The sequence below is a fragment of the Marinobacterium nitratireducens genome (genome assembly GCF_014645375.1).
Classification (GTDB): domain Bacteria; phylum Pseudomonadota; class Gammaproteobacteria; order Pseudomonadales; family Balneatricaceae; genus Marinobacterium_A; species Marinobacterium_A nitratireducens.
The window spans coordinates 1-26,553 of record NZ_BMLT01000013.1 but is presented as its reverse complement, the minus strand read 5'-3'; the positions used below and the strand labels follow the sequence as shown (position 1 = coordinate 26,553).

The window sequence follows — 26,553 nt, the reverse complement described above, 5'->3', positions numbered from 1 at the left end:
CGGTGCCAGACCGGTTCGCCCACGGAGTGGGCTCCTACGCTCCCTGCAGCAACGACCTCCTTTTGTAGGAGCCCGCTCCGCGAGCGATCGACTGCGGTGCCAGACCGGTTCGCCCACGGAGTGGGCTCATACGTTCACTGCAGCAACGACCTCCTTTTGTAGGAGCTCGCTCCGCGAGCGATCATCCCCGGTGGTGCCAGACTGGTTCGTCCGGTATCAGGCTGCCTGTTCGCCAAGCCGGAAACGCGCCGGTGTCAGCACCGGCGTACCGTAGTGTCGCTGCAGGGCGTCCACCAGCATACGCGGCCGTTCCGGCAGGCCTTCCTCGAGATAGGCGCGCACCTGGCGCTGCACACGCTGGCGAAACAGCTCGCTGGGGCCGAGACCCGAGCTCAGGTTGTCGGCGCTGAAGTGAAAGCGGTGTCCGGCTGCCTCGGAAAAAATCCATTCAAGCGCCTGGGGTTTGACCTCCACCCGCTCGAACAGCGTCTGCTCTTCGGCGCTGCGGCCGTCGGGCTTGTACCAGTAGCCGAAGTCGGCCTTGAGGCGACGCTCGGGACCTGCGACGCACCAATGCGCGATTTCATGCAACGCACTGGCGAAAAAACCGTGTGCGAAGATGATACGGTGGTGTCGATGCGACTCGTCCGCCGGCAGATAGATGGGTTCGTCGTCGCCCCGCACCAGCTCGGTATTGAAGGTAGGCAGGAACAGGCGGTTGAATATGGCGATAAGGTCTTGGTATTGCGGTTCGTTCATCAATCGAATTTCTGCCAGGTATCCTGCTTCAGCCACCAGGTTTCGCCGCTGCGGCGGTCCAGGCGGGCGGCAACATAGCCCTTGATATCGTTGTCGGCGCGTTCGAGCACCACTTCATAGTCCGACGCCGGCACCGCAACCGGATCCTGCAGCGACTGCCAGCTACCCTGATCCGCCAGCCAGGACTCACCGCTGAAACGGTCGTAGCGGATCAGCACCCATTGCCCGCTGCGCGTGTAGTCGGCCGCCAGGCGATAGCTATCGCCGACACCGCTGGCCGACAGCTCGTTGGCAATCATCCCCAGCTGGTCAATCAGCCCGTCCAGCTGTGCCGGAGCCGTGTCGGACGATGCCGGCGGCGTCTCCGGTGCCATCTCCTGCGCCGGCGCAGGGCCTGCCATCTGCATGCGCGCCAGCAGCTGCTGGGACTGCAGCGACAGCTCAGCCCCCTGCGCTTTTAGCTCGATCAGCTGCTCCTGCACCAGCGTCAGCCGGCCAGCCAGCTGATCAAGGCGCTGCACCAGCTCGTCATCCGCAGCAGAAGCGGCGCCTGGTTTGCCCGCAGGCACCTTCGCCGGTGCGGGTGCGCCTGCATCAGCATCGCCGGCACCGGCCGGGGTGACCGTGCCGGCGCCATCCGGCGCATCGGGGCGCACGCTGGCGCTGTTGCAGCCGGCAAGCAACGCCAGCAGCAGTATCGGCAATCCCTGTCGTAACATCTCGTTCTTCAGTCGTCGGTTTGGACGGCCAGCATTATCGCCAAGCGAACCGGCGTTGTCACGGCATCGGCTGAAAACGGCGCCTGAGGATTGGTCCGCAAGACTGCGACCTGACGGGCACCCGATCGCCCAAGGCACCCGATCAGGCTTCGGGCACTCGGTCAGGCCGGCGCAGTATCGTGCAGCGTGCGCAGCATCTGCCAGCAGCTCAGCAGCGCCATCGCGCTGTTGAGCGCCAGATCCGCGCCGGCACTCGCCAGCGCCGGCTGCTCCTTTTCCGGTACGCCACCACGGGCGAACTGCTCGCGGATTTCATCCAGCGACTTGAACAGCGCGCTGGCACCTGCGACCGTATCGGCCACCAGAATCTGCTTGTCCGTCTCGGCGCTGCTGGCGAACAGCACGTCCTTGGCCATTTCGAACACCTGGGTGGGATCGGTGTTGCCGCCACGGATCTCCAGCGAGCGGTAATGGACGTCGATGATCGAACTGCACACCTGCACCAGCACCTTGACGCCATTGGATAGCCGTCGCTTCGGTTCCATCGCCTGCTCGTTCAGCCGCAGCCAGCCCTTGAGCAGCTGTGAGGTGTTTACCGCCCTGAATTCCGTTTCTGCCGACGACGCGGACTGGGCGCTGCCGTCGAGCGTCTCGATCAGCGGCTCGAACTCCTTGCGGATCAGTTCCTGGCGTTCGATCTTGCTCGGCACCTGATACTTCATCGCATGCCAGAGATCATCGAGCTTTTCGTATTTGCCCAGTAACGGCGGCAGCAGTGACTGCAGGCTGGTCGCAGCGAGCAGCTCGTCCCGCAATTGCTTGTATTTCGGTGCCTGCGCCGGCCCGCCGGCGATATAGTCGAGCAACAGGGCCCGCAGTTCCCGGGCCCTGGCGAGCAGACTGCTATTGTCCTGCTGTTGTGTATTCATGATCTGGCGTCTCCCTTACGCTCGATATCGACCCGGCAGCCACTGTACCGGGCAAGTGACTGCGCCGCCTGGCGCTGTCCTGTCCTGCAATACCGGACCTCAGTGCCCGGGCAACGAAGGCGCGCTGTCTCGCACCCGTTGCACATCGTCCGGGTGCGTCATGCGCGCCTGCGCGAAACGCAGCGCCCGCTCAACCTGCTGGCGTAGCGGTTCGCGGTAGGCCTCCTGCTGCAGCCGTTCAAGGGTGGCGAAACTGCGCAGCAGGGTTTCCATCACCTCGACCTGTGCCGCACCCTCCCGGGCTATCACGGTATAGAGGCCGTCGAACCATTGCGATTCACTGGGTGGCGGCACCCGAATGTCGGGAAAACTGACTTCCGGATTTTCGTCTTTATGCCCGTTTTCCGCCCAGAATACCAGCAGCCTCAGCCCGGTCTGAATGACATCGATGGCGGTGCCCGGGTCATTCACCGCCGGCGACAGGGCCCTCGCGGCTATTTCCCCCAGCACCACGAAGCCAAAGCCCGGATCCTGCTCGAATGTTCGCTCACTGCCGATGACGAAGGCGTCACGCAGACGCTGTGCGCTGTCGTCATCCGGTTCACGGGACACCCGCAGCAACGCCCGGGTCGGCTCCACCGCACAGCCAGGCATCGCAAGAACCGATACACGGCAGTCCAGCTCCTCGCAGAACTCCTGCAGACTGCCAAGATCGACATGCTGAATATAGCCGACGCTTCGCGGCCGGACCTCGAACCCCTCGGTCGGCGGATCCAGCTGCAGCCGGGCGCCACAGCCCGGGTTGCAGGCGCGTTGAAGAAGCGCCTCGCAGGTGACGGCCTCGACACGCCTGACCGTTTCGCCCACGCGCCCCAGATTCAACAGCTGATCGATCCAGCGCAGCAGAGTCACGACCACCAGCGCCACCACGATCACTGTCACCAGCAGCAGCACCAGCCGGCCGCCATTGCCGTAGATACCGCTGCTCAGGGCGATAATGCCGACCACTGCGAAGAGAAAGGCGCCAATAAAGGTCGCCAGGGCGTTCTGGGCTGCAGAGTCCTCCACCAACAGCCGGGTGGCGCGCGGCGTGGCACTGCTGGCGGCAGCACTATAGGAGGCAACCAGCGTCGACAGCGAAAAGGTCGCCACCGTCAGCATGCTGGCGGCCAGGATTCCCAGGAGATTGCCGACCGAGTCGGCGCCAACGAAGGTCGCGAGGGTGCCCGGAATGCGCTCGTCCACCAGCGCCGACAGCAGCGCCGTGATCACCGCCACCAGGCAATAGAGCGACGCTCTGAACCAGAGCCGGCGCATCTGCTGGCAGGCCAGGAAAATCCATTTTGACGACAGTAGCTGCATACCCGGCCTCCTCTATGTCTTAAGAGGATAGCCGGAGTTACCTCAAACAGCGTTTCAGAGCGAGAGGATATCGATTCGATCGCCGGCAACGCCATCCTCACCGCCGCGGATGCCGTGGGCGAACCCCAGCTCCAGACCGGCGAAGTCGAACAACCCGGTGTCCGCCAGATGACTCGGCACCACGTGCTGCAGCGAACGGAACATGGTTTCGATGCGGCCGGGGTGGCTGCGGTCCCAGCCCTGCAGCATTTCCTTGATCACCTGACGCTGCAGGTTCTCCTGCGAACCACAGAGGTTGCACGGGATGATCGGGAAGGCCTTCAGCTCGCTGTAGGCCTCGATATCCTTCTCGCGCGAGTAGGCCAGCGGACGAATCACCATGTTCTTGCCGTCGTCGGAGACGAGCTTGGGCGGCATCGCCTTGAGCTTGCCGCCGTAGAACATGTTGAGGAAGAAAGTCTCGAGAATATCGTCGCGATGGTGGCCCAGGGCAATCTTGTTGGCGCCGATTTCGTCGGCAAAGCCGTAAAGCGTGCCGCGGCGCAGCCGCGAGCAAAGACCGCAGGTGGTCTTGCCCTCCGGCACGACCGACTTGACGATGGAATAGGTGTCGCGTTCGACGATATGGAAGGGTACGCCGAGGGACTCCAGGTACGCCGGAAGAATATGCTCGGGGAACCCCGGCTGTTTCTGATCCAGGTTCACCGCCACCAGCTCGAAGTTCACCGGCGCACTCTTCTGCAGATTCAGCAGAATATCGAGCAGCGTGTAGGAGTCCTTGCCACCGGACAGGCAGACCATGACCCGATCGCCCTCTTCAATCATCTTGAAGTCTTCGATCGCACGCCCTGTCTCGCGGCGCAGCCGCTTCTGCAGCTTGTTCAGGCGCAGCTTGCGCTTGCGCTCGAGGCTCGCGTCGCCGCCGTCCTGGTCGGCGGCAATGTCGGACAGGGGGTCTTGGTACTGAATATCGCTCATCGGTCGCTATCGGCTGGATGTCAAAAGAGGCGGCGATTATAGCTGATTATTTGGCAACCATGAACGGCAGATTCAGAAGCTATCACCGGCCAGCGCGCTGCCCTCCGGCGGCAGCGGCGCCGTCGCCGGCCAGTTGATTTCACTTGCCGTCGAAGGCCCGACCACGACGTCGTCGAGCCCCGGCGGTATCAGCGCCCAGCCATCCGAAATCGGCACCCGTCCGCCCATGATCTCAGCAAGTCGCTGCGGATAGCGCGGCACCCGTTCAGGTTCGGCGTAGCCATCAGGCCAGACCGGCAGGCCGGAGCCAAGATCGTATTTGTCAGTCGCACCGAGGGTATGCAGCAGTTCGTGCGCCGCGACGACATTGTTCTGCCCCTGGTGGCGTTCGGCGGCAAAGGCGTTGACCAGGCCGATCAGGCCTTTCTGCAAGCCGAGAGAGTGCGCCAGCCGGTCGGTATTTTCCGGCGAGTAGTAACGCATAAAAATACGAATATCGGGGGCAGGCCCCTGCCATGTATCGTTGCGCCAGGCCCACCAGCGCATCGCCAGACTCCAGCGCACGTTGTCGAACAGCGAAGGATTCTGCGGCAGCACCGGCGGCGGCGGCAACACCTGCGGCGCCAGCTGCACGAAAACCGGCTCGCCGCTGCCGGCACCGTAACGCCCCGCCTCCCGGGCGAAGAACGCTTCAATAGCGGTAAAGGTGTCGGGCGTCAGCGAGTCGATATAGGCCTGGGTATCGGCACGGCCGTCACCGTTGAGCGGATACATCAACACCCACAGCGGCTCCTCCCAGTCCGTGGTCCGGATTCGCGACAGCCAGCTATTGAGAGCGACCACCAGCAGGATCAGCAGCAGGATGAGAATACGCAGGTTGCGAAAGGTGCGGGCGTTAAGCATCGGCAGCCATGATCGACAGGGTTTGGTTTATTTTAGACAACTGAACGGCGTGAGGCGTGAGGCGTAACCTCAAAACCCGTTCGCGGCTCCCACACCAAGTGTAGGAGCCCACTCTGTGGGCGAACAGCTTTGTAGCGCCCTGCCAATTATCGGTTCGCTCGCGGAGCGAGCTCCTACACATCTATCGGACGCCGCCCCTTACGCCTGACGCTTTACGCCCCACCACTCTCCGCTTCTAAAGCTCCATCGCTACCTTGACGCAACGCAGCAAACCGAGGTCGTAGGCGCTGCCGAGCGCCTCGTGCACCGGCTTGAGTGCGCCGCCCGACTCGGCCTCGCACTCGCGTATCACCTGCTCGATGTGGCGCAGTTCGATATCCGGCAGTTCGACCACTTCGGCCAGGTTCAGCTGGCGCTGCCGGATTGCCTGTGCCAGGTGGCCGTAGATGGCATTGGTCGAAAGCTTGAGCTGGCGCGCGACCTGCGCCACGTCCATGCCGGCACGAAACAGGGTCAGCGACTCCTCGGCCTGGGATGACTGCGCCTCGCCGCCACGCAGGTGTTCCTCGATCACTTCGAGGAAGCGATCACCGTACAGCGCCAGCTTGCGCTCGCCCACCCCGTTGAGCCGGCGCAACTGGCTCGCGCTCAGTGGCCGGTGCATCACCATTTCCATCAGAGTCGCATCGTGGAAAATGACGTACGGCGGCACCCCCTGATCGTCGGCCAGCGCCTTGCGGGCGCTGCGCAGATCGTTCCAGAGCGCGTAATCGGCGGCATCGAGCTTCGATTGCGGCGCCGAGCCGCGGCTGAAGCGACTCTGCTTGCCGGCGGCCTTGCGCTCCTCGTGCCGCAGCTCGAGAACCTCTTCACCACGCAATAACGGCCGGCAGCGCTCGCTCAGATGCAGCACGCCATGGCCCTGGGCATCGACGCCGAGGTAACCGCGCGCCACCAGTTGACGGAACACCGAGCGCCACTGGTTACGATCGAGTTCCTTGCCGATACCGAAGGTACTGATACGGTCGTGACCGCGCTCGCGCACCTTGTCGCTGGCCTGACCGATCAGAATATCGATGACATGATTGACGCCGAAACGCTGACCGCTGCGATACACCGCCGACAGCGCCTTGCGCGCCACTTCGGTACCATCCCAGATCGGTACCGGCTCCAGGCAGGTGTCGCAGTTACCGCAGGGCGAATGGTCGTTTTCACCGAAATAGGCCAGCAGCGTCTGGCGGCGGCAGCTGGTGATTTCGCACAGACCCAGCATCGCCTCCAGCTTCTGGCGTTCGATCTGCTTTTGCAGTTCGGGCGCCTGGGAGCTTTCCAGCATCTGGCGCAGGAAAATCACGTCCTGCAGACCGTACACCATCCAGGCATCGGCCGGCAGACCGTCGCGGCCGGCCCGGCCCGTTTCCTGGTAGTACGCCTCGATGCTTTTCGGCAGGTCCAGGTGGGCGACGAAGCGCACGTTGGGCTTGTCGATGCCCATGCCGAAGGCGATAGTCGCGACCATCACCAGCCCTTCCTCGGTCAGAAAACGGTGCTGGTGATGAGCCCGCAGCTCCGCCGGCAGACCGGCATGGTAAGGCAGGGCATTGAAACCACGCTCGCTCAGCCAGGCGGCGGTTTCCTCGACCCGCTTGCGTGACAGGCAGTATACGACCCCGGCATCCTGCGGATGCTCCTGCTGCAGGAACCTCAGCAGCTGCTCGCGGGCCCGGTCTTTCTGGCCGATACGGTAACGGATGTTGGGACGGTCGAAGCCCTGTATAAAACGCGCGGCATCCCGCAGCGCCAGGCGTTCGACGATTTCCTGCTGGGTACGGCCGTCGGCGGTCGCCGTCAGGGCGATGCGGGGTACGCCGGGGAAAGCATCGGCCAACCGACTCAACTGCAGGTATTCGGGACGGAAGTCATGGCCCCACTGGGACACGCAATGGGCCTCGTCGATGGCGAACAGCGCCAGTCTGCAGTGTCCCAGCAGGTCCAGGGTGCGCGGTTGCAGCAGGCGCTCCGGGGCGATGTAAAGCAGATCGAGCTCGCCACGGCGCAGCGCCTGCTCGGTTGCCGCCAGCTCTTCGAACGGTAGCGCGGAGTTCAGGCATCCGGCCCGGATCCCCCACTGCGACAGCGCGCTGACCTGGTCCTGCATCAGCGCGATCAGCGGCGACACCACCACCGCGGTTCCGGGGCGCAGCAGTGCCGGCAGCTGATAGCAAAGCGATTTGCCGCCGCCGGTGGGCATTACCACCAGTACATCCTGCCCCTCGACCAGCCGCCGGATCACCTCGTCCTGCGGCGTGCGAAACCGGTCGTAACCGAAAACCTCTTTGAGAACCCTGAGCGCGTCATCCATCATGGTGCGGCATTATCCGTAAAGGCCGCGGCGCTGTCACTGGGAAATGGTGAGTCGTGAGCGGTAAGTCGTAAAGCGTAAAGTCTTAACTGCGCGCAACTGGATCCACCATTGGACGCGCAGAGCGCTGCGCCGGTATCGACATGATCGGTAACAATACCGTTCGGGCATCGCGAAACCCGTCAAATCGATCGCTCTACAGATCGATTGCTGGCGGCGGGTACGCTGCGGTGCCGAGCGCCCAGTTGTCGGGTTTCACCCCTACGGGGCTCCACCCGACCTACACAAAGATATTCCTTACACCGCGACCCGGTTGGCGGTAGAATCGCCCCAGTCGAAACCAATATGGACAGCCCCATGCCTATGCAGCCTATTGCCCAGCCACTCAATGACGACGAGCTGGACCGACTCGAGGATTTCCTGTTCTCCGAGGCGGTTTCCGAGGACTCCCTGGACCTGATCGGAATTCATGGTTTGTTCTGCGCTCTAGCCATCGGGCCGGAACCGGTTGCAGAGCAGGTCTGGCTCGAACTGGTGTTCGACGGCGAGCCGCGCTGGGCGTCTGATGACGAACGTAGCGAGATCACCGGCCTGCTGCGTCAGTGGTATCAGTCCATCGCCAGCGACCTCTACAACGACGAGGAGCTGGACCTGCCCTGCGACGCCACCCTCGAGCTCGAGGAAGAGGACCGGGAAAGCGGCATCGCTCCGATGACCACCTGGGCCGAAGCTTTCATGGAGGGGGTTTTCCAGCACGAGGAACTCTGGTTCGCGCCGGAGCGGGAGGAACAGGTCGCGGAGCTGCTGCTGCCGATCATGGTCGCCTCCGACCTGTTCGACGAGGACGATATCGCGCAGATTCGCCGGGACAAGCGCCTGTGCGAGCAGATGGTATCGCAGATTCCGGACCTGCTGGTCGATCTCTACCTGGTGTTCCACGCACCGGAGAAATAAAATTTTTCTCAGATTGGCGCGAACAACCATAAAGAAGGGCTCCACAGAGGGAGCCCTTCTTTATTCTTGCAAGGAAAGACATTATTCAATGTCTGGTGGCCTTCAAGCCACGGGATACTTTGCCATTACTGTTTTGTCGCAACGAAGTGTACCCTCCCTTCCAACTGAACCAACTTCAGATTAGCACAACCATTGCTCTTGGCAATTGCGAAATTTTAATCTTCGGGGTCAGTACGTCACCCGGGTGGTACCGCCGGACTGTAACAGGCGCACGCGCTCGCCAGGGCGGAAGAACTGACCGTCCTCGACTTCCTGCACCAGCGAAATCGTCTCGCCGTTATCCAGCCGCAGCATGATTTCCTGCCCCTGCTTGCGAGTCGCCGATTCCTCGATCGTGCTGCCCAGCACACCACCCGCCACGGCACCGAGTACGGCACCGACGGCGCGGCCGCTGCCGCCACCGACATTGCTGCCGGCAATACCGCCGACAATGGCGCCGGCGCCTGTGCCGACCGGCCCGTCGGTGCGCCCCTCGATGACCACCGGCGTCACCGACTCGACAATGCCGTAACGCACGTAATGCACCTGGCGCGCTTCTTCCCGCGAGTAGGTCGTACCCGTCAGCGACGGGCCGGCACAGCCTGCCAGCATAGCAACACCGAGTAACAGGGCTAAACCGCCTTTACCACACATCATCCGAATACTCCCAGTTGCCAGTTTCGCAAAATTGTCGTTGTCCGCGGCGCGTCAACGGATTCTCAATACCATCTGACTGATCCAGGACCAGATATACTCCAGAAATCTACGATGCCAGGGGCGCTCTGACCAGCGCGCCAGCGTCACCTCGAGGCAGTGTTCGAGGTCCGCTTGGAGCATGCGGGTCACCTGGCCGATAAACTCGGGCTCCTTGACCTCGACATTGGCCTCCAGGTTCCAGCGCAGGTTCCAGTGATCCAGGTTGCAGGACCCGACCGAACTCCAGTCGTCGACCACGCCCACCTTGGCATGGAGAAACCGCGGCTGATACTCGAAAATCCGCACACCGGCCTTGAGCAGCCGCTGGTAGTGCCGCTTTGAGGCATGAAACACCCAGGGCTGGTCAGTATAGGGGCCGGCAACGATCAGGCGGACATCGACGCCGCGCAGGGCCGCCCGGCGAAGCGCCCGCCGCACCGAGCGCGACGGCAGAAAATAGGCAGTGGCAAGCCAGACCCGCTCCTCGGCGCGATGGACCTGCTGCAGGAAGCTCAGTTTGATGCCCTGCTGATAGAGCCCTTCGGTGGTCGTCACCTTCATCAGTGCCGGTCCCAGCGCCGGGCCCGCCGCCCCCGGCGGCAGCCGAGTCGCAGTAAAGCGCTGCCAGAGTCCGTTGTAAAGCGCCAGCAAATCGGCCACCACGGGGCCTGTCAGCGACAGCATCACCTCGTGCCAGGGACAGCCGCGATGTTCCGACAGCCAGTATTCGTCGGTAAGTCCCGTACCGCCAATGAACGCCCGCTGCTGGTCGACGATCATCAGCTTGCGATGATCGCGGGCAAAATTGCGCGTCAGCTTGTTCAGCTTCAGCGGGTTGTACACCAGGATCAGGATCCCTTCGGCCTCGAGCCGGCGGCGGTCACGATCGCTCAGCTTGCGGCCGCCGAAGCCATCGATGATCAGGCGCACCATGACACCGCGCCTGGCGGCGCCAATCAGCTCGTCGATGAACCTGTCCATGATATGGCCGGACGAGACCAGATAAAACTCCATCAGTACGCTGTGACTGGCCTCGCGAATGGCCCTGAGCATGACCGGGAAGAACTGCTCTCCGTCGACGATCAATTCGACCGCATTGCCGGCACGCCACTTGAAACGCCTGTGCTGCTGCATGCATCCCCTGCATATAACTGAGTCGACAGTGTACGACGTTGAGTTAACAGTAACCGCTAGACGCTTCTACTGTTAACTGTTTCCTGTTGACTCGAAGCTTTCGAACTCATTGATAATCGCCGTACAACCTTGCGTAGAGACCGTTTCGGGCGACCAGCGCTTCGTGGTGCCCCTCTTCGGCGATCCGCCCGTCCTCGAACACGTAGACGTGGTCGGCCTGACGCACCGCGCTCAGCCGGTGCGCCACGATCAGCGTCGTGCGGCCCGCCAGGAAGCCGGCCAGCGCCTCATGCAGCCGCGCCTCGGTTTCGGTGTCCAGCGCCGACGTCGCCTCGTCGAGAATGACCACACTGGGATCGGACAGCACCATCCGCGCAATCGCCAGCCGCTGGCGCTGGCCGCCGGAGAGACGCACGCCCTGACGTCCGACGACCGTATCGAGCCCCTGGTCCATCTCGCGCACGAAGGATTCGAGCTGAGCGATCTGAAGCGCCTGCCACAGGGCTGCGTCGTCGAAGCGGCGCCCCATCGTCAGGTTGCTGCGCACCGTACCGTTGAGCAGCGCCGGATGTTGCAGCACAGTGGCAACGCGCTCCCGCACCCGATCCAGCCCGATGCGCTCCAGCGGCACGCCATCGTACAGGATACGGCCGCGACTGGCGGGATAGAGTCCGAGCATCACCTGCACCAGTGTCGACTTGCCGCCTCCGCTGGCACCCACCAGCGCGATCTTCTGTCCGGCACTGACCCGCAGGCTGATGCCATTGAGCACATCGCGACCGTCGCCGTAACTGAAATGAACGTCATCGAGCTCGACCGATACCGTGCGTCGCCCGTGGAACGGGTCCGTCTGATGGGGATAAACCGGTTCCCGCCGCAGCGCCAGCAGGCCATTGATTCGACCAAGCGCGGCCTTGGCGCCGTAGAACGCATACTGTATGCCGAGCACCTCCTGTACCGGCGTCATCATGAACCAGAGGTATCCGAACACCGCCATCATCTGCCCCACGCTGAGGTCGGAAAACACCACCATCAGCATGGACACGGCGCGAAACAGGTCGAAACCGACCATGAACACCATCGAGCTGAAGCGTGTCGCGGCGTCGCTCTGCCATTCGAACACCGCCGAATGGTCGCGCACATCCCGCGCCCGGTCGACGATACGCGCCAGGTAATGGCGCTCACGGTTGGCGGCCCGAAGCTGCTGAATGGCATCGAGAGTCTCGGCGAGTGCGGCCTGAAATACTTCAAAGGCCTTGTTCTCGCGCTTTTTCAGGCGCTTGACCCTTTTGCCGATCGTCATGGTGACCGCGATGACCAGCGGATTCAGGAACAGAATGAAAAGCGCCAGCTGCCAGTGCATCCACAACAGGATGACGGCGGTGCCAAGGATCGACAGCACCGCGATCAGCAGCTTGCTGACCGAGCCGCCGATAAAGCGATCCAGGGTATCGAGATCGGTGACGAAGTGCGATGCCACGGTGCCGCTGCCGAGTGTCTCGTATTCCGCCATCGAGATGCGCTGCAGGCGCTCGAGCATACCGGCGCGGATCCGGAAGATGATGTCCTTGGAAATCAGTGTGAACTGACGCGCCTGCACCACGCCAAGCACCAGCGCCAGCGCCCGCATGATCACCGTCAGCAACAGTATCACGCCGATATAGAGCACCGGGCCCTGCCAGTGGGCGGGAAACAACGGATCGATCAGCGCCACCAGCATGCCCGGCTTGTCCAGCAGTACTTCATCGACCAGCAGCGGCATCAGCAGCGGCAGCGGAACCGCCACCAGGGTGGCCAGCAGGGCAACGATGTTGGCCAGTACCAGCTGACGCCGGTGCTGCAGGGCAATACGGACAATGAAGTCCCAGTCATAGCGGGATGGCGCCCGCGGCGGTACTTCTTGCATCGGGCCGGACTCTGCTCTCATTCACTTCCCTTTCAATGTACAACAGCTTCACCATGATACCGCCTTTTAGATGACGGTTACCGCGCAGGGCGTACTGAGCGCGGAGGATGGTACGACCGGTACTGCAGAAGCAAATACCGACGAACTGCCCGTCGTCTTGCGCCCCGGTACGGGTTCGCTCGCGGAGCGGGCTCCTACGCCTATGCCACTTACCGCTTGCCTGCTTTCTTTACTGGACCCCGGCAAGACAGTAACCTAGGGCAGCCCTTTGGCCTGCGCAAACCTTTACAAGAGAGATCAATGGAAAGCATCACCCTGCAACCGGTCAGCCGCGTCGATGGCGAAGTCCAGATTCCCGGTTCGAAGAGCCTGTCGAATCGCATTCTGTTGCTGGCGGCACTGGCCGAAGGCCGTACCCGCATCACCAACCTGCTCGACAGCGACGACGTGCGTCACATGCTCAAGGCCCTGAGCCAGCTGGGTGTGGATTATACGCTTTCCGAGGACCGCCAGACCTGCACCGTGGACGGTATCGGCAGCGCCTTCGCAAGCCAGGGCGCCGAACTCTTTCTCGGCAATGCCGGCACCGCCATGCGCCCCCTTGCCGCGGCGCTGTGCCTGGGCAAGGGCGACTTTCATCTGACCGGTGAGCCGCGCATGTACGAGCGCCCGATCGGTGATCTCGTCAATGCACTGCGCGCGCTCGGAGCCGATATCGAATATCTCAGGGACGAAGGCTATCCTCCGCTGCGCATCAAGGCCAGCGGCCTGTCCGGCGGCACCGTGGGTATTCGCGGCAACATCTCCAGCCAGTTTCTGACCGCACTGCTGATGGCGGCGCCGCTGGCAAAAGGTGATCTGCACATCGAAGTCGAGGGCGAACTGGTATCCAAGCCCTATATCGATATCACCCTGCACACCATGCAGAGCTTCGGCGTCGAGGTCGAGAACCACGACTATCAGCGATTCGTCGTGCGCGGCGGCCAGCGCTACCGCTCGCCCGGGGAAATCATGGTCGAGGGTGACGCCTCGTCCGCCTCCTATTTCCTGGCCGCCGCCGCCATTGCCGGCGGCACCGTGCGGGTTTACGGCGTCGGCGCCGACAGCGTTCAGGGCGACAAGCGTTTTGCCGAAGTGCTGGAGCAGATGGGCGCTCGGGTCAGCTACGGCCCCACCTGGATCGAAGTCAGCCGCGGCGATCTGAACGGCGTCGACCTGGATCTGAACCATATACCTGACGCTGCCATGACCATCGCCACTACGGCGCTGTTCGCCAGGGGCCCGACCGCAATCCGCAACATCTACAACTGGCGCGTCAAGGAAACCGACCGCCTGGCGGCGATGGCGACGGAGCTGCGCAAGGTCGGCGCCACGGTGGTCGAAGGCGAGGATTTCATCGAAATCACGCCGCCTGCAGAACTGCGGCACGCGGCGGTCGACACCTATGACGATCATCGCATGGCCATGTGCTTTTCGCTGGTCGCCCTGGGCGATACTCCGGTGACGATCAACGATCCGGGCTGCACCGCGAAGACCTTCCCGACCTACTTCGAACTGTTCGAAAGCATCTGCGAACGCTGACCCACGGTCACCTGTCGCGGCCGCAAGGCCGCTCGAACACGCAGGGTGCCGGTAATAGGAGCGACCGCCATGGACGGCGGGAAGATTGGTATTGCAGGAGCAAATACCGACGCACCGCACCATGACCGCGGTGTAGCGGTGCGGTTCGCAGGCTCACCAGCACCCTACGCTACGATGGTGTAGGAGCCCACTCTGTGGGCGAACGGTCCGCGCGACGGTCATTCGCTCGCGGAGCGAGCTCCTACAAAAGCAGGATCCTGCACGAGTAACGCCAGGACGAAACCCGACAGCCGAACGATACTCAAAGGTAACAAACCCCAACCTGCGAGTCACCGATGCGTCGCTTTTCCCTACTGATAGCCATGCTGCTGAGCCTGCCCGCTGCCGCGGACCAGATCCGTATCGACGGCCACCTGTTCCGCGACGGGGACTCGGTGGTGAAGCTGCTGAACGAGGTCGGCCCGCCGCTGCTGATCAGCATCATCGACAGCCGCTGCCTCGACCGCTATTGCCGCTACACCAGCCCCGCCGAGCAATGGACCTACCTCGACGACGGCAAGGAGATCCGCATCATCGTGATCGAGGACACCATCGACGCCATCGAATGGAAATTCGAGCAGCACAGCTGGTGAGCGTAGGATGGGTGAAGCGGCGCAGCCTGGGCCACCATCAGACGAACCACCGAGTCAGGGCGCCGCGTAACCCATCGAATTTGCAGGCATGTCCGTCGTTGGCGTTCGTGGACGACGCCCCTGATGGGTTACGCCGCCCCCAAAAAATGCAATTTTGTGAGGACGAGCCGATGGCGGCTTCACCCATCCTACATTTTGTTGCCTTCAGCCGCCTTTCGATCCACCAAGGCACTGGGGTGACTGCGGCGCCTGGCCGTTCTTGAGCTGCCACTCCTCGCCGGTATAGAGATGCATCGCCAGGGCATGGATCGGGTTCTGCATCTCGTCGCTGAGCAGCCCGTAGATCAGCTGATGACGCTGCACCAGACGCTTGCCAACGAAGTCGTCCGACACCAGCACCAGCCGGAAATGGCTGTCGGTGGCGGGGCCCGAGTGCATATGGCTCTCGTTGTCGATCTCCAGATGGCGGATATTGAGGCCCTGCTGCAGTTTCTGCTCGATTGTGCTCTGCACGCTCATGATGATCTCCTGTTCTTCCCGCCGCGAGCGCTGCGCTCCTCCCGGGCGAGAGCGTGAAAATGTTTGTGAATACGCCGGGTGACGCCCCAAACCGTCAGCACCACCAGCGGCACCGTTGCCCCCACGGTGAGATCCTTGTCCAGGGGCACACCCGCCTCGTAGGCGGCGGTGATGATATGTTTCAGCAGGCCGACCGCATAGTAGCTGATCGCCGCCACCGACAACCCCTCCACCGTGTGCTGCATCATCAGCTGGATTTTGGAACGGCGGTCCATCGACGCCAGCAGCGCCCGGTTCTGGTCCTGGATCGACAGCTCGACACGGGTGCGCATCATGTCCGACACCCGGTCGATGCGCCGCGACAGATCCTCCAGACGCCGCCCGAGGGTCTCGCAGGTACGCACCGCTGGCGTGACCCGTCGGGTAATGAACTCGGTGAGGCTCAGATGACCGCTCACCTCGTCCTCGCGCAGCTCCCTGAGCCGCCCCAGAATCAGTTCATGGTACGCCTGAGTGGCGCCGAAACGAAAAGTGGAACGGGCGCGAAAATCCTCGACCCGGGCGGCCATATCGGTCAGCTCACTTAGAATTGCCGCCTCGTCGACACCGCCGTTGCCCGCCAGGCGCCGGGTGATACTGGCCAGCCCCGCGTCCATTTCCGCCAGGTTCGGCGCGATGTCGCGCGCCATCGGAATGCCGAGCAGGGCCAGCAAACGATAGGTCTCGATCTCAACCAGGCGCTGCATCAGGCGACCGAGCTGGCTCGGCGTCATGCTCCGGTTGCAGACCAGGAAACGGCCGAAGCCGTCGCTGTGCAGGCGAAAGCTGGTCCAGATATGAGCATCGCCCTGCTGCGGGCTGCTGCCCACCAGTCGCATGCCTTCGAAGTGCTGCTTGGCATCCGACAGTTGCTGCTGCACATCGAGTTCACTCGCCTCCACCGCCAGATGAAAGGCGCCGACGACCTGCCCCTGCAGCCGGTCGAGCCAGCCGTCGGGCAGCGCGGAAACGCCGGTCTCGGCAAAGACGTCCGCCGATGCGTCCGCGGGCAGATGGGTAAAGGTGTAGGAAACGAACTCCATGTGGGTTTCGCGACGCACGCAGAGGCTGCCGAAATCGCGATAGAAGCAGCTGCCGGCCTCGACCGGGGCGTCCTGGCCGAGCAGAGCGCACAGCTCCTGCAAATGCTCCAGCTGAGCCTCGCGTTCCTCCTCGCCGCACAGTACCGCCAGATGGGTAATGCGCGCCGGCGTGTCGATCTGCTGGAAGGGCCGGGAATGCAGTTCATCGTACAGCTGCTGCCGCATCGGGTGCAGCTGGATTCCGGTCCGGGACAGGTCGGTCATGTGCGGTTCCCTCGTTTCGACTGGCTGCTATTGATACATGGCCAGGCAATGCCGATCAATCCCCCGACGGGAGTAAATGCAAGGACCTCAGTCCTCGTCCAGCAAGGGCGCGCGCATCAGTGGCTCGGCCGAGAGGTCGATCGCCATCAACTGGGGCTTGAGCTCGAACCACTCGACAAAGCGCTGCTGACTGAGCGGCTGCGGCCAGTGGTCGCCGAACTCGTCCCAGGCCGCCAGTTCGTTTTCGAACATCTGCCGCCAGTGACGCGCGATCGCCTGCTCGAAGTCGGCTTCGCTGAACACTTCGTCGATCAGGTACAGAGTCCCTTCGGCGCGATGCATCTCCAGTGTCATCTGCTCGTGCGGGCTATCGCCCCGGGGCAGACCGTTAACCCAGTCGGCGAAGGGTTCGCGGGGCAGCAACGCCAGCCCCGCCCGGTTCAACAGTTTCATAAGACTACCTCTGTCGATATACTTTCTCGTTTTTGACGCCGCCACGACGATGCTGATTCGCGTACTTCCCGCGCTCGACTGCCGCGCCCACTGGATCGATTTCTGCCGCCGCGACAGCAGCTATTGCTTCATCGAGTCACCGCAGGCACTGGTCGAGTTCCAGACCAGCTACCTGCAGATCACCCACCTGGCCGGCGCGCACCTCGATGGCCGCCAAGCGGTGAAATACAGCCTCGGCGCCCGCTATTCGGTAGAGCCCGCCTGGGCGCTGATCCGCGCCTGCGACTGGAAACTGACAACGATACTGGCGGGCCTGGAGCAGCTCGACTTCAGCGGCAACGTGCGCGACAACTCGCTGCTCGGCGTTCATACCGACCTGACGGTTCGCAAATTCTTTGCCAAGGACCGGCGCCTGGGCTCGCCGTCCCGACTGGGGCTGCTCGAACCCCTTGACTGCACACCGTCGATCTGGAACGCCGATGCACTGGCGCGACTGCTGGCGAACGGTCAGTGGCGCGACCTGATCGGCGAAAGCAACGCTGACGTCGATGCCGACGCCCTGCTGTTGCAGCTGCTGGACGGCCCCGCTGCCTGGCTTGGCCTGGAGCACAGCGGCCGCCTTTACCTGCTGCACCGGCGCCGCCCCCTCGCCAGCCTGATTCCCGATTACCGGATGCCCGAACCGCGACTGAAATCATCGTAGGCGCCCGCTCCACGAGCGAATGACCAGCGTGCCAGACCGGTTCGCCCACGGAGTGGGCTCCTACGGATCGTGCGGGCCGCAGCTTATGTAGGAGCTCGCTCCGCGAGCGAACAACCACCGTGCCGGACCCAATCGCCCACGGAGTGGGCGCCTACAGTTCGTGCTACCCGCAGCTTGTGTAGGCGCTCGCTCCGCGAGCGAACGACCAAGGTGCCCGACTCAATCGCCCACGGAGTGGGCTCCTATGGATCGTTCAGGCCGCAGCTTATGTAGGAGCTCGCTCCGCGAGCGAATGACCGCGGGACCGGACCCATTCGCCCACAGAGCGGGCTCCTGCGGTTCGTGCAGACCACGCATCTTATGTAGGAGCTCGCTCCGCGAGCGAATGACCGCGGGACCGGACCCATTCGCCCACGGAGCGGGCTCCTGCGGTTCATGCAGACCACGCATCTTATGTAGGAGCTCGCTCCGCGAGCGAATGACCGCGGGAGCGGACCCATTCGCCCACAGAGCGGGTTCCTGCGGTACGTGCAGACCACGCATCTTATGTAGGAGCTCGCTCCGCGAGCGAATGACCAGGGTGCCGGACTCAAGCGCCCACGGGTGGGCGCCTACAATTCGTGCTACCCGCAGTCTGTGTAGGAGCTCGCTCCGCGAGCGAACAACTAACGTGCCGGTCCCGATCGCCCACGGAGTGGGCTCCTACAGTTCGTGCGGCTAGGCCGGCTCCAGCTCCCCGGCAAGCTCCTGCTCCATCGCTTCCATTATCTTCCTCGGATTGTCCGAGTTGAGCAGCTCCTTGCCCTTCTGCGTCGGGAATTCCACATCGATGTCGACGACACGGCCGTCGCGGCAGACATTGACGATGGTGTCCATGCAGGAGCTGAGCAGCGAGTACTTCTCGTCCGGCGCGGCGATGATGGTCTGCAGTCCAAGGTCGCTCATGAATGCCAGCGAGGTCATGGTGTTTTCGGAGTCGAGCTTGTTGAAGGCCTCGTCGAACACCGACAGGCTCATGCCGCCGAGCGGCTTGCCGTCGGCGCCCTCGCGCAGGCGGTAGGTGGCGCCCATCGCCGCAGCGATGGCGACGTAGAACGGCACCTGATGCTCGCCGCCGGAACCGGTCTTGATACGCTGGGTCAGCGTGGTCTTGCGGTTGCCGTCGAGGTCCTTGACCACCAGTTCGAAGTTGTAAAAGTTGCGGTAGTCCTGCAGCAGGCTGGATTCGCCCTCGTCCTTGAGCACGTCGTGGATTTTCTCCAGGGCGTTGCGGTGAGGCCGATCCCCCTCGTGCTTGAGATCGAACAGGGTGCCGACGTTGGCCTGATCCATCCGCGTGTAGGCCTCGACCAGCTCGAGGATATCCTTGAGCTCCGGGTTCGGCATCATCTCGAAGCTGTACATTTCCTTGTGGAACGGACGGTTCTTGAGGTGGGCGTTGAGCTCGCGGATCAGCTCCTTGATCTTGTTGATCTGGTCGTTGAGGTGCGCGACGAAGTCGGAGCGGAAGGCGGTTTCGGCTTCCAGACGCGCGCGCTCGGCCTTCTGAGCGTACTCGGCAAGCTCCGAGTCGCGCAGCGCCTCGACGGTCTTGTCGACGAAGGCTTCCAGATCCTCGTGCGTGGAATCGGCGCTGATCTTGTCAAGCTCCTGGTGGCTCAGGCCGCCGCCGTGGTAACGCGCCTTGTACTGCGCCACGGCGTCACGCACGCCGTTTTTCTTCTTCTCGTGCAGCTGCAGTTCGCCCTGGGCCTTTTTCGCCGCCTCGAAGATGATACGCTCGAGCTCGCCGTGGCAGCTTTCGTCGAGGTAGTCGCGCTTTTCCTGCGCCGACTGCGCATCGAAATTGCCGTTCTCCTCGCAGCGGGCACGGGCATCGCTGTGCTCGCCAAGCTCCTGCTCCAGCACCTCCATCGCCGCGTTGTCCTTGATCATCGCGGTACGGGCCTTCTGCAGCTTGTCCATCAGCAGCTTCTGCTCGTCATTGGCCCGCTTCTGGGTGTCGACGAGCTCGCCGATACGCGCATGAATGCCGCTGTCGTCCTGGTTGCGCAGATCCTCGATCGCCTGGCGCTGACCTTCGATATCGGTGCGCAGCTGTTCGCGCTCATTGACCAGATCGAACACGCGGTCGTTCACGCTCAGCAGCGAGCTGGCGAGGCTGATAAGACTGTCGCGCAGCTTCTCGAGCGAGTCATGCTGTTTGCCCAGGGTGGTGAACTCCTGCACCATTTCGTCCACCTGCTTGCCCTGCAGCTCGAGCTGGCTGGCGCGACGGCGGATGCCCATGATCGGCTGCAGTTCGTTGATGGCGGTGGTCGAGCCTTCGGACTGCAGCATGCAGTCGTAGGTCAGCGCGCGCTCGTGGCGCAGCAGCTCGTTCTCGGTTTCGACCGCCATCACGCCGCCCAGCGCGCGGTTCATGTAGGCCTGAGCGTGTTCGTTGTCGGTGTCGATGAAATGCGCCAGGGAGCCGGCCTTGTAGCGCTGCAGCCAGTCACCGCTCTTGGTGGTGTTGACGATCCGGCAGCCCTTGAGGTGGCGCCCCTTGCGACGATACAGGGTGATCGCTTCCTTGACCCGGTCGGGTTCGACGATCAGCGCCTCGCGCCGTGCGCCGAGGAAGGACTCGACGGCCACCCGCCACTTGTCGTCGTTGATGTCGACCAGCTCGCAGATCGGCGTCGACTCGATGCCGTATTCGGACAACAGCTCCATCAGTTCCCGGGTGTTGCGACGTACCGGCGCGCGCCCGGCGCGCAGCTGCTCGACCGCCCCCTTCTGGTTCTGGATTTCCGAGCGCAGTTCGTTGATGCGGATCACCGAGCTTTCGAAACGGCGCGCCACTTCGCGGCGCACGCCGTCGATATGCTTCTTGAGTTCGTCGACGGTCCGGTCGACGTCGACCGGGGACTGCGGCCAGAGTTCGGCCATCATATCGCCACCCTCGCGCCACAGATCCACCGACTGCTGCACCACCGGCATGAAGTTCTGCGGCAGCAGGTGTTCGAAGTTGGCGAAGCCGACGGTGGTGCGCAGCAGCTGATGCACCCGCTGAATGCGCTCCTGAATGGCGCCGAGCTCATGCTGACGCGCGGTGACGGACGACTCCAGCGCCTTGATCTGGTGCGCGGTATCGCTGTTGTTGAGCCGCGCCCGCGCCTCCGCCAGGTCCTGCATGATCTGGTTCAGCTGCTCGGCTTTCTGCTCCAGCGCCAGCTGCAGCTCGCCTTCCTTCTCCTGGTTCTTCTCCAGCCGCTCCTGCGCCTCTTCCTTCTTCAGGTCGGCGTTTTCGAAGCGGGATTCGTGCACCACCCACTCGTACTCGACGGCGTTCTTGACGTTGCGATGGATGCCCTTGCACAGCTCCTGGACCTTCTCCAGTTCCTGGATGCGGTTGGCGACCTCCTGGGTCTTCTGCTCCATCGCCCGGTATTCGTCGAGCGACTTGCGGAAGGCGCCGACGTGGACGATGTTCTCGTCCAGCACGAACTCGCGAATAAAGCGCGTCGGGCTGTCGATCGGCACGAACTTCAGCGCATTGCGGAAGTTTTTGACGAACTTGTCATCGTCGTTCGGCATTTGCGGATCGTAGCTCAGATGCGTCACCAGCTCGCGGATAAAGCGCGCGGAGCGTTTTTCCAGCACCATGTCCGGGCAGACCTTCAGCAGGTTGGCGCGCACGTCGGCCCAGGGCCTTGGCATGCGCCCCTCGCCCTCGCGCACCGTGAAGTCGTCGAGGCCGACCGAGAAGTTCGGCAGAATGAAGCGGCCGAGAATGTCTTCCTCGGCGGACGCCGTCGAGGCACTGATGGCGATGCCGACGCAGGTTTCCTGCGCCGTTTCGGTGTCGAAGAAGCTCAGCGCCATGTAGCTGATCGAGTCCTCGCGCGCGTTGCCCTTCTTGCCGCCGTCATCGAGCATACCAAGACAGTAGGTGCGCAGGCTGCGCTCGCTCTTCTCGCCGGCCGAAGCGTTGAAGCTCAGATAGCGCTTGTGGCCGCCCATCAGCACGGTCTGGATGGCGTCGAGCAGCGATGACTTGCCGGAGCCATTGGGACCAACGATGGCGACGTTACCCTTGATCGGCACCTCGATGGCGCCGAGCACGTACCAGTTGACCAGAACGATTCTATTGAGCTGCTTCATCGGCGGCCTCCTCGGCGGGCTCGGACTCTTCGCGGGGGTCCGCGTCACACAGGGCTTCCAGCTGGCCGACGAAATCCTCGACCACGACCTGGCGGATGGTGGGGTTGATACCGAGCGGCACGTTCTTCGGTTCGGTCTCGGCGGGTTTGCCGCGCTCGATCAGGCCGTGACGCGAGAACAGCGACAGGATCTCCTTGAGCCGGGTTTCGTTGGGAATTTCCTTGCCGGTGAGGTTTTCGTACAGGCTCAGCAGCTCGTCGGTACTGGTGTAGCCCTTGCCGCCCTCGATCTCGAAGTTTTCCAGTTTCTGCTCGTACTGCTGCCGCAGGCACAGCAGCAGCAGGGATTCATCGAGCCGCAGGCGCAGCACCCGCTCCTCGCCCTTGGGCAGTACCCCCAGATAGGCCTCGTCGGGCTGATACACCAGCGACCAGCCGATGGCCTCGAACAGGTTGGTGAAATAGTCGATATGGGACGCGATCAGAAAGTAGCTGTCGCGATGTACCGGCCGGTCAGCGTAGAGAAACTGGCTCGTCAGCAGCAGGTTGGCGGCACGGGAGAAGTCGTCGGCCTTGTACTTGTCGCTGCGGCCAATGATTTTCTGCAAATCACCCAGCATTTATAGTTTCCTTTGAATCACGAAGTCGCGACATTCGACCATATCGGCGACGTTGACGTAGCGGTCCCGGAAGCGGATCGAATAGCGCTGTGCGGTGCTCTTGCCCTTCTTGCCCAGCGACGCCAGGTGACGCACGTAGCTGAAGCAGATGTAATCCTCGACGGTCTCGATCCGAAAGCCCTGCGCCTCGAGTTCGGCGCGCTCGCCCAGGTTGCGCTCGAGATAGGCGCCGATGCGGTCCGGCGTCACCTCGCGGCGTTCCTTGTATTCCTTGAACAGCGCGCGCAGCTCCAGCACCCGAGGGTCTATGACCTGCTGCTGAATGACGCGCGGCTTGGCCTCGACACGCCGGCGTATCGGCGAGCGCACGCTTGCCGGCGAGAAGAAGCCGACCTCGTCCAGGGTATCGAGGCGCGGGATACGGTCGTCCGGCATACGGGCGATCTCGCCGATCACGCGGGACAGGCGGGCCGCCATGCCCGGCGTGGTCTTGTCCATGTAGCGCACCGTATCGGCGACGCGCTTCTCCAGCCGGTAGCGGAAGTCGTCGATGGTGGCCAGGCGCTGGTCGACGGAGTCGAAAATGCGAATGATGCGGTTGATATGGCGATGCACCATCGCCTCGGCTTCCTCTTCGCCGACCTCGAACTGCATCTGATAGTGCCCGGCCAGCTGATCCAGCCGCAGGGTGTCGAACTGCAGTTCGCGCAGCAGCGCCAGTATCTGACGGCGGAAGCGGAAGGGATTGTTCTTGGTTTTCAGCGTCTTGTAGTCGGAGACGAGGATGTTCTCGACGAAGCGGTCGAAGAAGCGGCGCACGATCTCTTGCGCGTGGCTGGTTTCGGCGAGACTCAGCTTGAGTTCGCGCAGGCCCAGCAGCATGTCGGTCAGATGCGCACTGAAATCCGCCGCGGTCTGCGCCGCCTCCGACAGGGTGATACCGCGACCGGCGGGGTCCTTGATGGCCGCCTCCAGCGAGCTCAGCACGTTCAGCACCGCGCCGCCGTAGGACCGTTTTTCCAGCCTGGCGATGGATACCAGCGAGCGCAGCAGGTGCGATATGGACGGCGACAGCAGCACGAAGGTGCGATAAATGCGCTGCTCCTCCTCGAGCCAGCCGGTCTGCACCAGCCGGCGATAGATGCGGTTGGCGTACTCCGCCGCGGAGCGCGGGCCGTCGCCGCCCTCCTCGTTGTCGTCACCCTCCTCCGGCTCCCAGCTGCGCACGCCTAGGCGCACCACGGCCTCCTCGATGGTGGAGCGCACCAGGTCCTTGGGAATGAAAGGGTCGATCAGGTCCTCGTCGAAGAACAGATCCGCCAGCGCGAGCATAACCGTCTGATAAATATGACGATTGGTACCCGACAACGGCAGGAAAAGATCATCTGGCAGCTTGTTGAACAGCATGCGGTTCCGTTCCGGATGGGCCTGGCAGAATGCCGGCCCGTTGCATTGGAAAACCCTGAATTCTAACGGAAATCGTGTGGGTTCATAACCCTGTCACGTGCGAATAGGAAAAAGGCCGATGAATAGGCCTCAACCTTCAGGAATCGTTGCGTAGGGCACCATGAGCGCAGCGAATCGTGCCAACAGCCTGACGGGCGACAGCGTGATACCCTCTGGCGTAGGAGCTGCGCCCTCGCGGCGAAGCTTTTGAAGTTGCTCTGACTACTCTCGCGGGCAAGCCGTTTGCACGGAGCCAGATATATTCGCGGCGGGGAAGTGCCCGTAAGTTTGGGTACGCCGCTACTACGATCGGGCGTTTTGCCCGGTTTGGCACGACTGACCGCCGCCCCAAACAGAAAGGCCGGCGTTTGACGGCCGGCCTTTTGCTCTCCAGCGAGAGAGTTTAGCTGTTGTCTACATCCACGTTGTTGTTGGCGATCAGCGTATTGAGATCGACGCCGGTTACACCGTCCAGGTTGATCACCTGGTCGGCCGCAGCCGCTGCACCGGCTGCGTCGACAACGCCGCCCATACCGCCGGTGCTGCTGATATAGAGCGTGGTATCCGCACCGCTGTCATCGAGATAGATGAACTGGTCGATGGTTGCCTCGGTCTCGCCAACCAGCAGGTCGGACAGATCCAGGACATCATCGCTGGCATCACCCAGCAACGTCGACTCGAAGTCGGTCACGGTATCCTCGGCATAGTTGCCGACACCGACGCCGCCTTCATCTCCGGCGTTCCAGACGAAGATATCGGCATCGTCACCACCGATGAGAATGTCGTTGCCCTCACCACCGACCAACAGGTCATCCCCCGCCAGCCCGGAAAGGGTATCATCACCACCACCACCGATCAGGATATTATCCTCGGCGTCCCCGGTAAGGGTATCGCCATGCTCGGAACCAATGATATCGGGCGATGCGTCGGTCGCAGTCGCCGTTTCACCGGAACCACTGGCCGAGTAGTCCTGGGTGCCTTCCGGCAGCAGCAGCACATCGAGAGAGCCCTGCACGCTGTCGCCGTCCGCGTCGATCACATCGACCGGCACACTGAAGTCCACCGGAATACCCGGCTCGAGCACCGAAGTGCCGAAGTTACCAATCTGGAAGTTATCTGCAGATGTGTTAAAGAACTCGAGACTGTTGTAACCATCCGCCGTGTAGGCAGAAAGCACCGTATTCTCTGTTACACCGCTGACACTGGCCGTTCCATTGCCAAAGAAGGTAACCCCGAAGTCATGCCCGCCCACATTGACAATGGATGCGACCCCAATCACAGCCAACGCGAGTGAAACCCGCACCGTCTCGCCACCATACTGAATCCCGATCAGCGAGATGGTATCGGGGGCGCCATCTCCAACCGTACCTGGGATCAAGGGATCGTGACCGCTGTCACTATCATCCTTGGCCGTCAATAGCACGGTCGAATCGGTGCAGCTAAGGAACGTCGCGGAGGCACCATTTGACATGTAGTGACTATCAAAATAGTGGTCCTGTTTTGTGGGATCCGTGTAAGGCGTACCCTGGGGATTGCCCCACAAGTCCACAACAAAGTCGATCCGCATACCCTGGTTTTGATCGACAAACGAGTTGTTGACCCCGCCGCTGGTGGCATTGGTATTGACGCTATTGGCACTGACAGGTGTCAGCAAAAGGTCGAGGCTGTCATCATTGTTATCCAGACTATCGTTTCCGGACTTGATCACTGTCGCAAAGCCTGCCCAGGCGCCATTGCCTCCGACAAAATCATAGCTGCCATCATTGAAGTCGATATCGATGGCGCCACCATCGATCGTGCCCACCATCTGGAGATCATAGGTATCCTGCCCCTGCTCATCGACGGTCAGCGTAACGGTAAACACCGTTCCAGCATCGGTGGCAGCCGTCAGGACCTGGCCGTCAGCGGAGAGGCTGTAGCTGATATCCAGACCGCCAGACGTCATCTGCATGCCATCGGCGTTCAGCGCAGCGGCACCGTCCAGCGAGGCCGAGAAGCGCACGCTGCCACCGTCGGTACCATAGTTGTCCTCGACCTGGCCATCGACATCCAGCAGCCCGGTCAGGCTGTTGCCGGCGCTGTTGAGCAGGTAGGCATGTTCCGGACTGATCACGCTCGGACCATCGTCTTCAATACTGAACACGCCTGCACCCAGGCTGACCTCGGCGCTATCACTGTCGCCGTCCGCATCCGTGACCGTCTGCACCACTTTCAGCAGGTTGGCGCTGGACAACGTCAGCGTCGAGGTGTCGTCATCGTTGCCCGTATCGGCGTGGAAGATGTTCTCCAGCTGCGTGAACGTCACCTCGCCCGAGCCGCTGTCGACACTGATCGTAAAGTAATCGGTGCCATCCGCCGAGCCGG

At 62.5% G+C, this 26,553-nt stretch carries 21 protein-coding genes; 4 read left to right on the top strand and 17 right to left on the bottom strand.

The genetic code is table 11. The features are described 5' to 3' along the window. Positions 1-216: 216 nt before the first annotated feature. The 7 genes from IEX85_RS20420 to recQ form a co-directional block, all read right to left on the bottom strand. Positions 217-759, bottom strand: coding sequence for an elongation factor P hydroxylase (locus IEX85_RS20420; protein ID WP_188862486.1), 543 nt, complete (start codon positions 757-759; stop codon positions 217-219). Beyond that, positions 759-1,478, bottom strand: coding sequence for a hypothetical protein (locus IEX85_RS20415; RefSeq protein WP_188862485.1), 720 nt, complete (start codon positions 1,476-1,478; stop codon positions 759-761). Before IEX85_RS20415 ends, IEX85_RS20420 begins: the two co-directional genes overlap by 1 nt. Positions 1,479-1,639: 161 nt before the next feature. Further along, positions 1,640-2,407, bottom strand: coding sequence for a hypothetical protein (locus IEX85_RS20410; RefSeq protein ID WP_188862484.1), 768 nt, complete (start codon positions 2,405-2,407; stop codon positions 1,640-1,642). A 99-nt stretch (positions 2,408-2,506) separates the two neighbouring features. Beyond that, the gene (locus tag IEX85_RS20405; protein WP_188862483.1) at positions 2,507-3,769 is read right to left on the bottom strand and encodes a DUF2254 domain-containing protein; all 1,263 of its coding nucleotides are present in this window, start codon (positions 3,767-3,769) and stop codon (positions 2,507-2,509) included. Positions 3,770-3,823: 54 nt separating this feature from the next. Then, positions 3,824-4,747 carry a tRNA 2-thiocytidine(32) synthetase TtcA gene (ttcA, locus tag IEX85_RS20400; protein ID WP_188862482.1) on the bottom strand — a complete coding sequence of 308 codons (924 nt, stop codon included), beginning with the start codon at positions 4,745-4,747 and terminating at the stop codon, positions 3,824-3,826. Positions 4,748-4,819: 72 nt separating this feature from the next. Continuing rightward, the gene (locus IEX85_RS20395) at positions 4,820-5,650 is read right to left on the bottom strand and encodes a hypothetical protein (protein ID WP_188862481.1); all 831 of its coding nucleotides are present in this window, start codon (positions 5,648-5,650) and stop codon (positions 4,820-4,822) included. Between the two features lie 235 nt (positions 5,651-5,885). Beyond that, positions 5,886-8,015, bottom strand: coding sequence for a DNA helicase RecQ (gene recQ, locus IEX85_RS20390; protein ID WP_188862480.1), 2,130 nt, complete (start codon positions 8,013-8,015; stop codon positions 5,886-5,888). 354 nt (positions 8,016-8,369) lie between these two features. Here recQ and IEX85_RS20385 point away from each other — a divergent pair, with 354 nt between their 5' ends. Beyond that, entirely contained in the window at positions 8,370-8,966 is a 597-nt protein-coding gene (locus IEX85_RS20385) for a YecA/YgfB family protein (RefSeq protein WP_308425674.1), read from the top strand. A gap of 228 nt (positions 8,967-9,194) precedes the next feature. Here the strand turns inward: IEX85_RS20385 and IEX85_RS20380 are convergent, their stop codons facing one another. The 3 genes from IEX85_RS20380 to IEX85_RS20370 form a co-directional block, all read right to left on the bottom strand. After that, positions 9,195-9,617, bottom strand: a complete 423-nt coding sequence (locus IEX85_RS20380) for an outer membrane lipoprotein (protein WP_188862479.1) — start codon at positions 9,615-9,617, stop codon at positions 9,195-9,197. Positions 9,618-9,713: 96 nt separating this feature from the next. Next, positions 9,714-10,835 carry a phospholipase D-like domain-containing protein gene (locus tag IEX85_RS20375; RefSeq protein WP_188862478.1) on the bottom strand — a complete coding sequence of 374 codons (1,122 nt, stop codon included), beginning with the start codon at positions 10,833-10,835 and terminating at the stop codon, positions 9,714-9,716. 106 nt (positions 10,836-10,941) lie between these two features. Further along, on the bottom strand, positions 10,942-12,741 hold the full coding sequence (locus IEX85_RS20370; RefSeq protein WP_188862477.1) for an ABC transporter ATP-binding protein: 1,800 nt from the start codon (positions 12,739-12,741) through the stop codon (positions 10,942-10,944). 300 nt (positions 12,742-13,041) lie between these two features. On the opposite strand from IEX85_RS20370, the gene aroA reads away from it, so the two are divergent. After that, entirely contained in the window at positions 13,042-14,322 is a 1,281-nt protein-coding gene (aroA, locus tag IEX85_RS20365) for a 3-phosphoshikimate 1-carboxyvinyltransferase (RefSeq protein ID WP_188862476.1), read from the top strand. A gap of 335 nt (positions 14,323-14,657) precedes the next feature. After that, positions 14,658-14,954 (top strand): hypothetical protein, encoded by a 297-nt coding sequence (locus IEX85_RS20360; protein WP_188862475.1) that lies wholly within the window; start codon positions 14,658-14,660, stop codon positions 14,952-14,954. Between the two features lie 204 nt (positions 14,955-15,158). On the opposite strand, the gene IEX85_RS20355 is transcribed toward IEX85_RS20360, so the two are convergent. From IEX85_RS20355 to IEX85_RS20345, 3 genes are all read right to left on the bottom strand, one after another. Continuing rightward, positions 15,159-15,473, bottom strand: a complete 315-nt coding sequence (locus tag IEX85_RS20355; RefSeq protein WP_188862474.1) for a BolA family protein — start codon at positions 15,471-15,473, stop codon at positions 15,159-15,161. Further along, positions 15,470-16,819: a DUF3422 family protein gene (locus IEX85_RS20350; protein ID WP_188862473.1), complete on the bottom strand. Its 1,350-nt coding sequence runs from the start codon at positions 16,817-16,819 to the stop codon at positions 15,470-15,472. The genes IEX85_RS20355 and IEX85_RS20350 overlap by 4 nt, the downstream gene beginning before the upstream one ends. Positions 16,820-16,906: 87 nt before the next feature. Continuing rightward, complete coding sequence (locus IEX85_RS20345) at positions 16,907-17,272, bottom strand: hypothetical protein (protein WP_188862472.1); 366 nt, start codon at positions 17,270-17,272, stop codon at positions 16,907-16,909. A 49-nt stretch (positions 17,273-17,321) separates the two neighbouring features. Here IEX85_RS20345 and IEX85_RS20340 point away from each other — a divergent pair, with 49 nt between their 5' ends. Next, entirely contained in the window at positions 17,322-17,975 is a 654-nt protein-coding gene (locus tag IEX85_RS20340; RefSeq protein ID WP_188862471.1) for a hypothetical protein, read from the top strand. A 717-nt stretch (positions 17,976-18,692) separates the two neighbouring features. On the opposite strand, the gene IEX85_RS20335 is transcribed toward IEX85_RS20340, so the two are convergent. From IEX85_RS20335 to IEX85_RS24195, 4 genes are all read right to left on the bottom strand, one after another. Next, positions 18,693-22,124, bottom strand: a complete 3,432-nt coding sequence (locus IEX85_RS20335; RefSeq protein ID WP_188862470.1) for an SbcC/MukB-like Walker B domain-containing protein — start codon at positions 22,122-22,124, stop codon at positions 18,693-18,695. After that, positions 22,108-22,743, bottom strand: a complete 636-nt coding sequence (locus tag IEX85_RS20330; RefSeq protein ID WP_188862469.1) for a DUF4194 domain-containing protein — start codon at positions 22,741-22,743, stop codon at positions 22,108-22,110. Before IEX85_RS20330 ends, IEX85_RS20335 begins: the two co-directional genes overlap by 17 nt. Continuing rightward, positions 22,744-24,150, bottom strand: a complete 1,407-nt coding sequence (locus IEX85_RS20325) for a Wadjet anti-phage system protein JetA family protein (protein ID WP_188862468.1) — start codon at positions 24,148-24,150, stop codon at positions 22,744-22,746. It abuts the gene before it with no gap. Between the two features lie 442 nt (positions 24,151-24,592). Further along, positions 24,593-26,553, bottom strand: a 1,961-nt coding sequence (locus IEX85_RS24195; protein WP_188862467.1) for a DUF5801 repeats-in-toxin domain-containing protein, incomplete at its 5' end; no start/stop codon positions are given.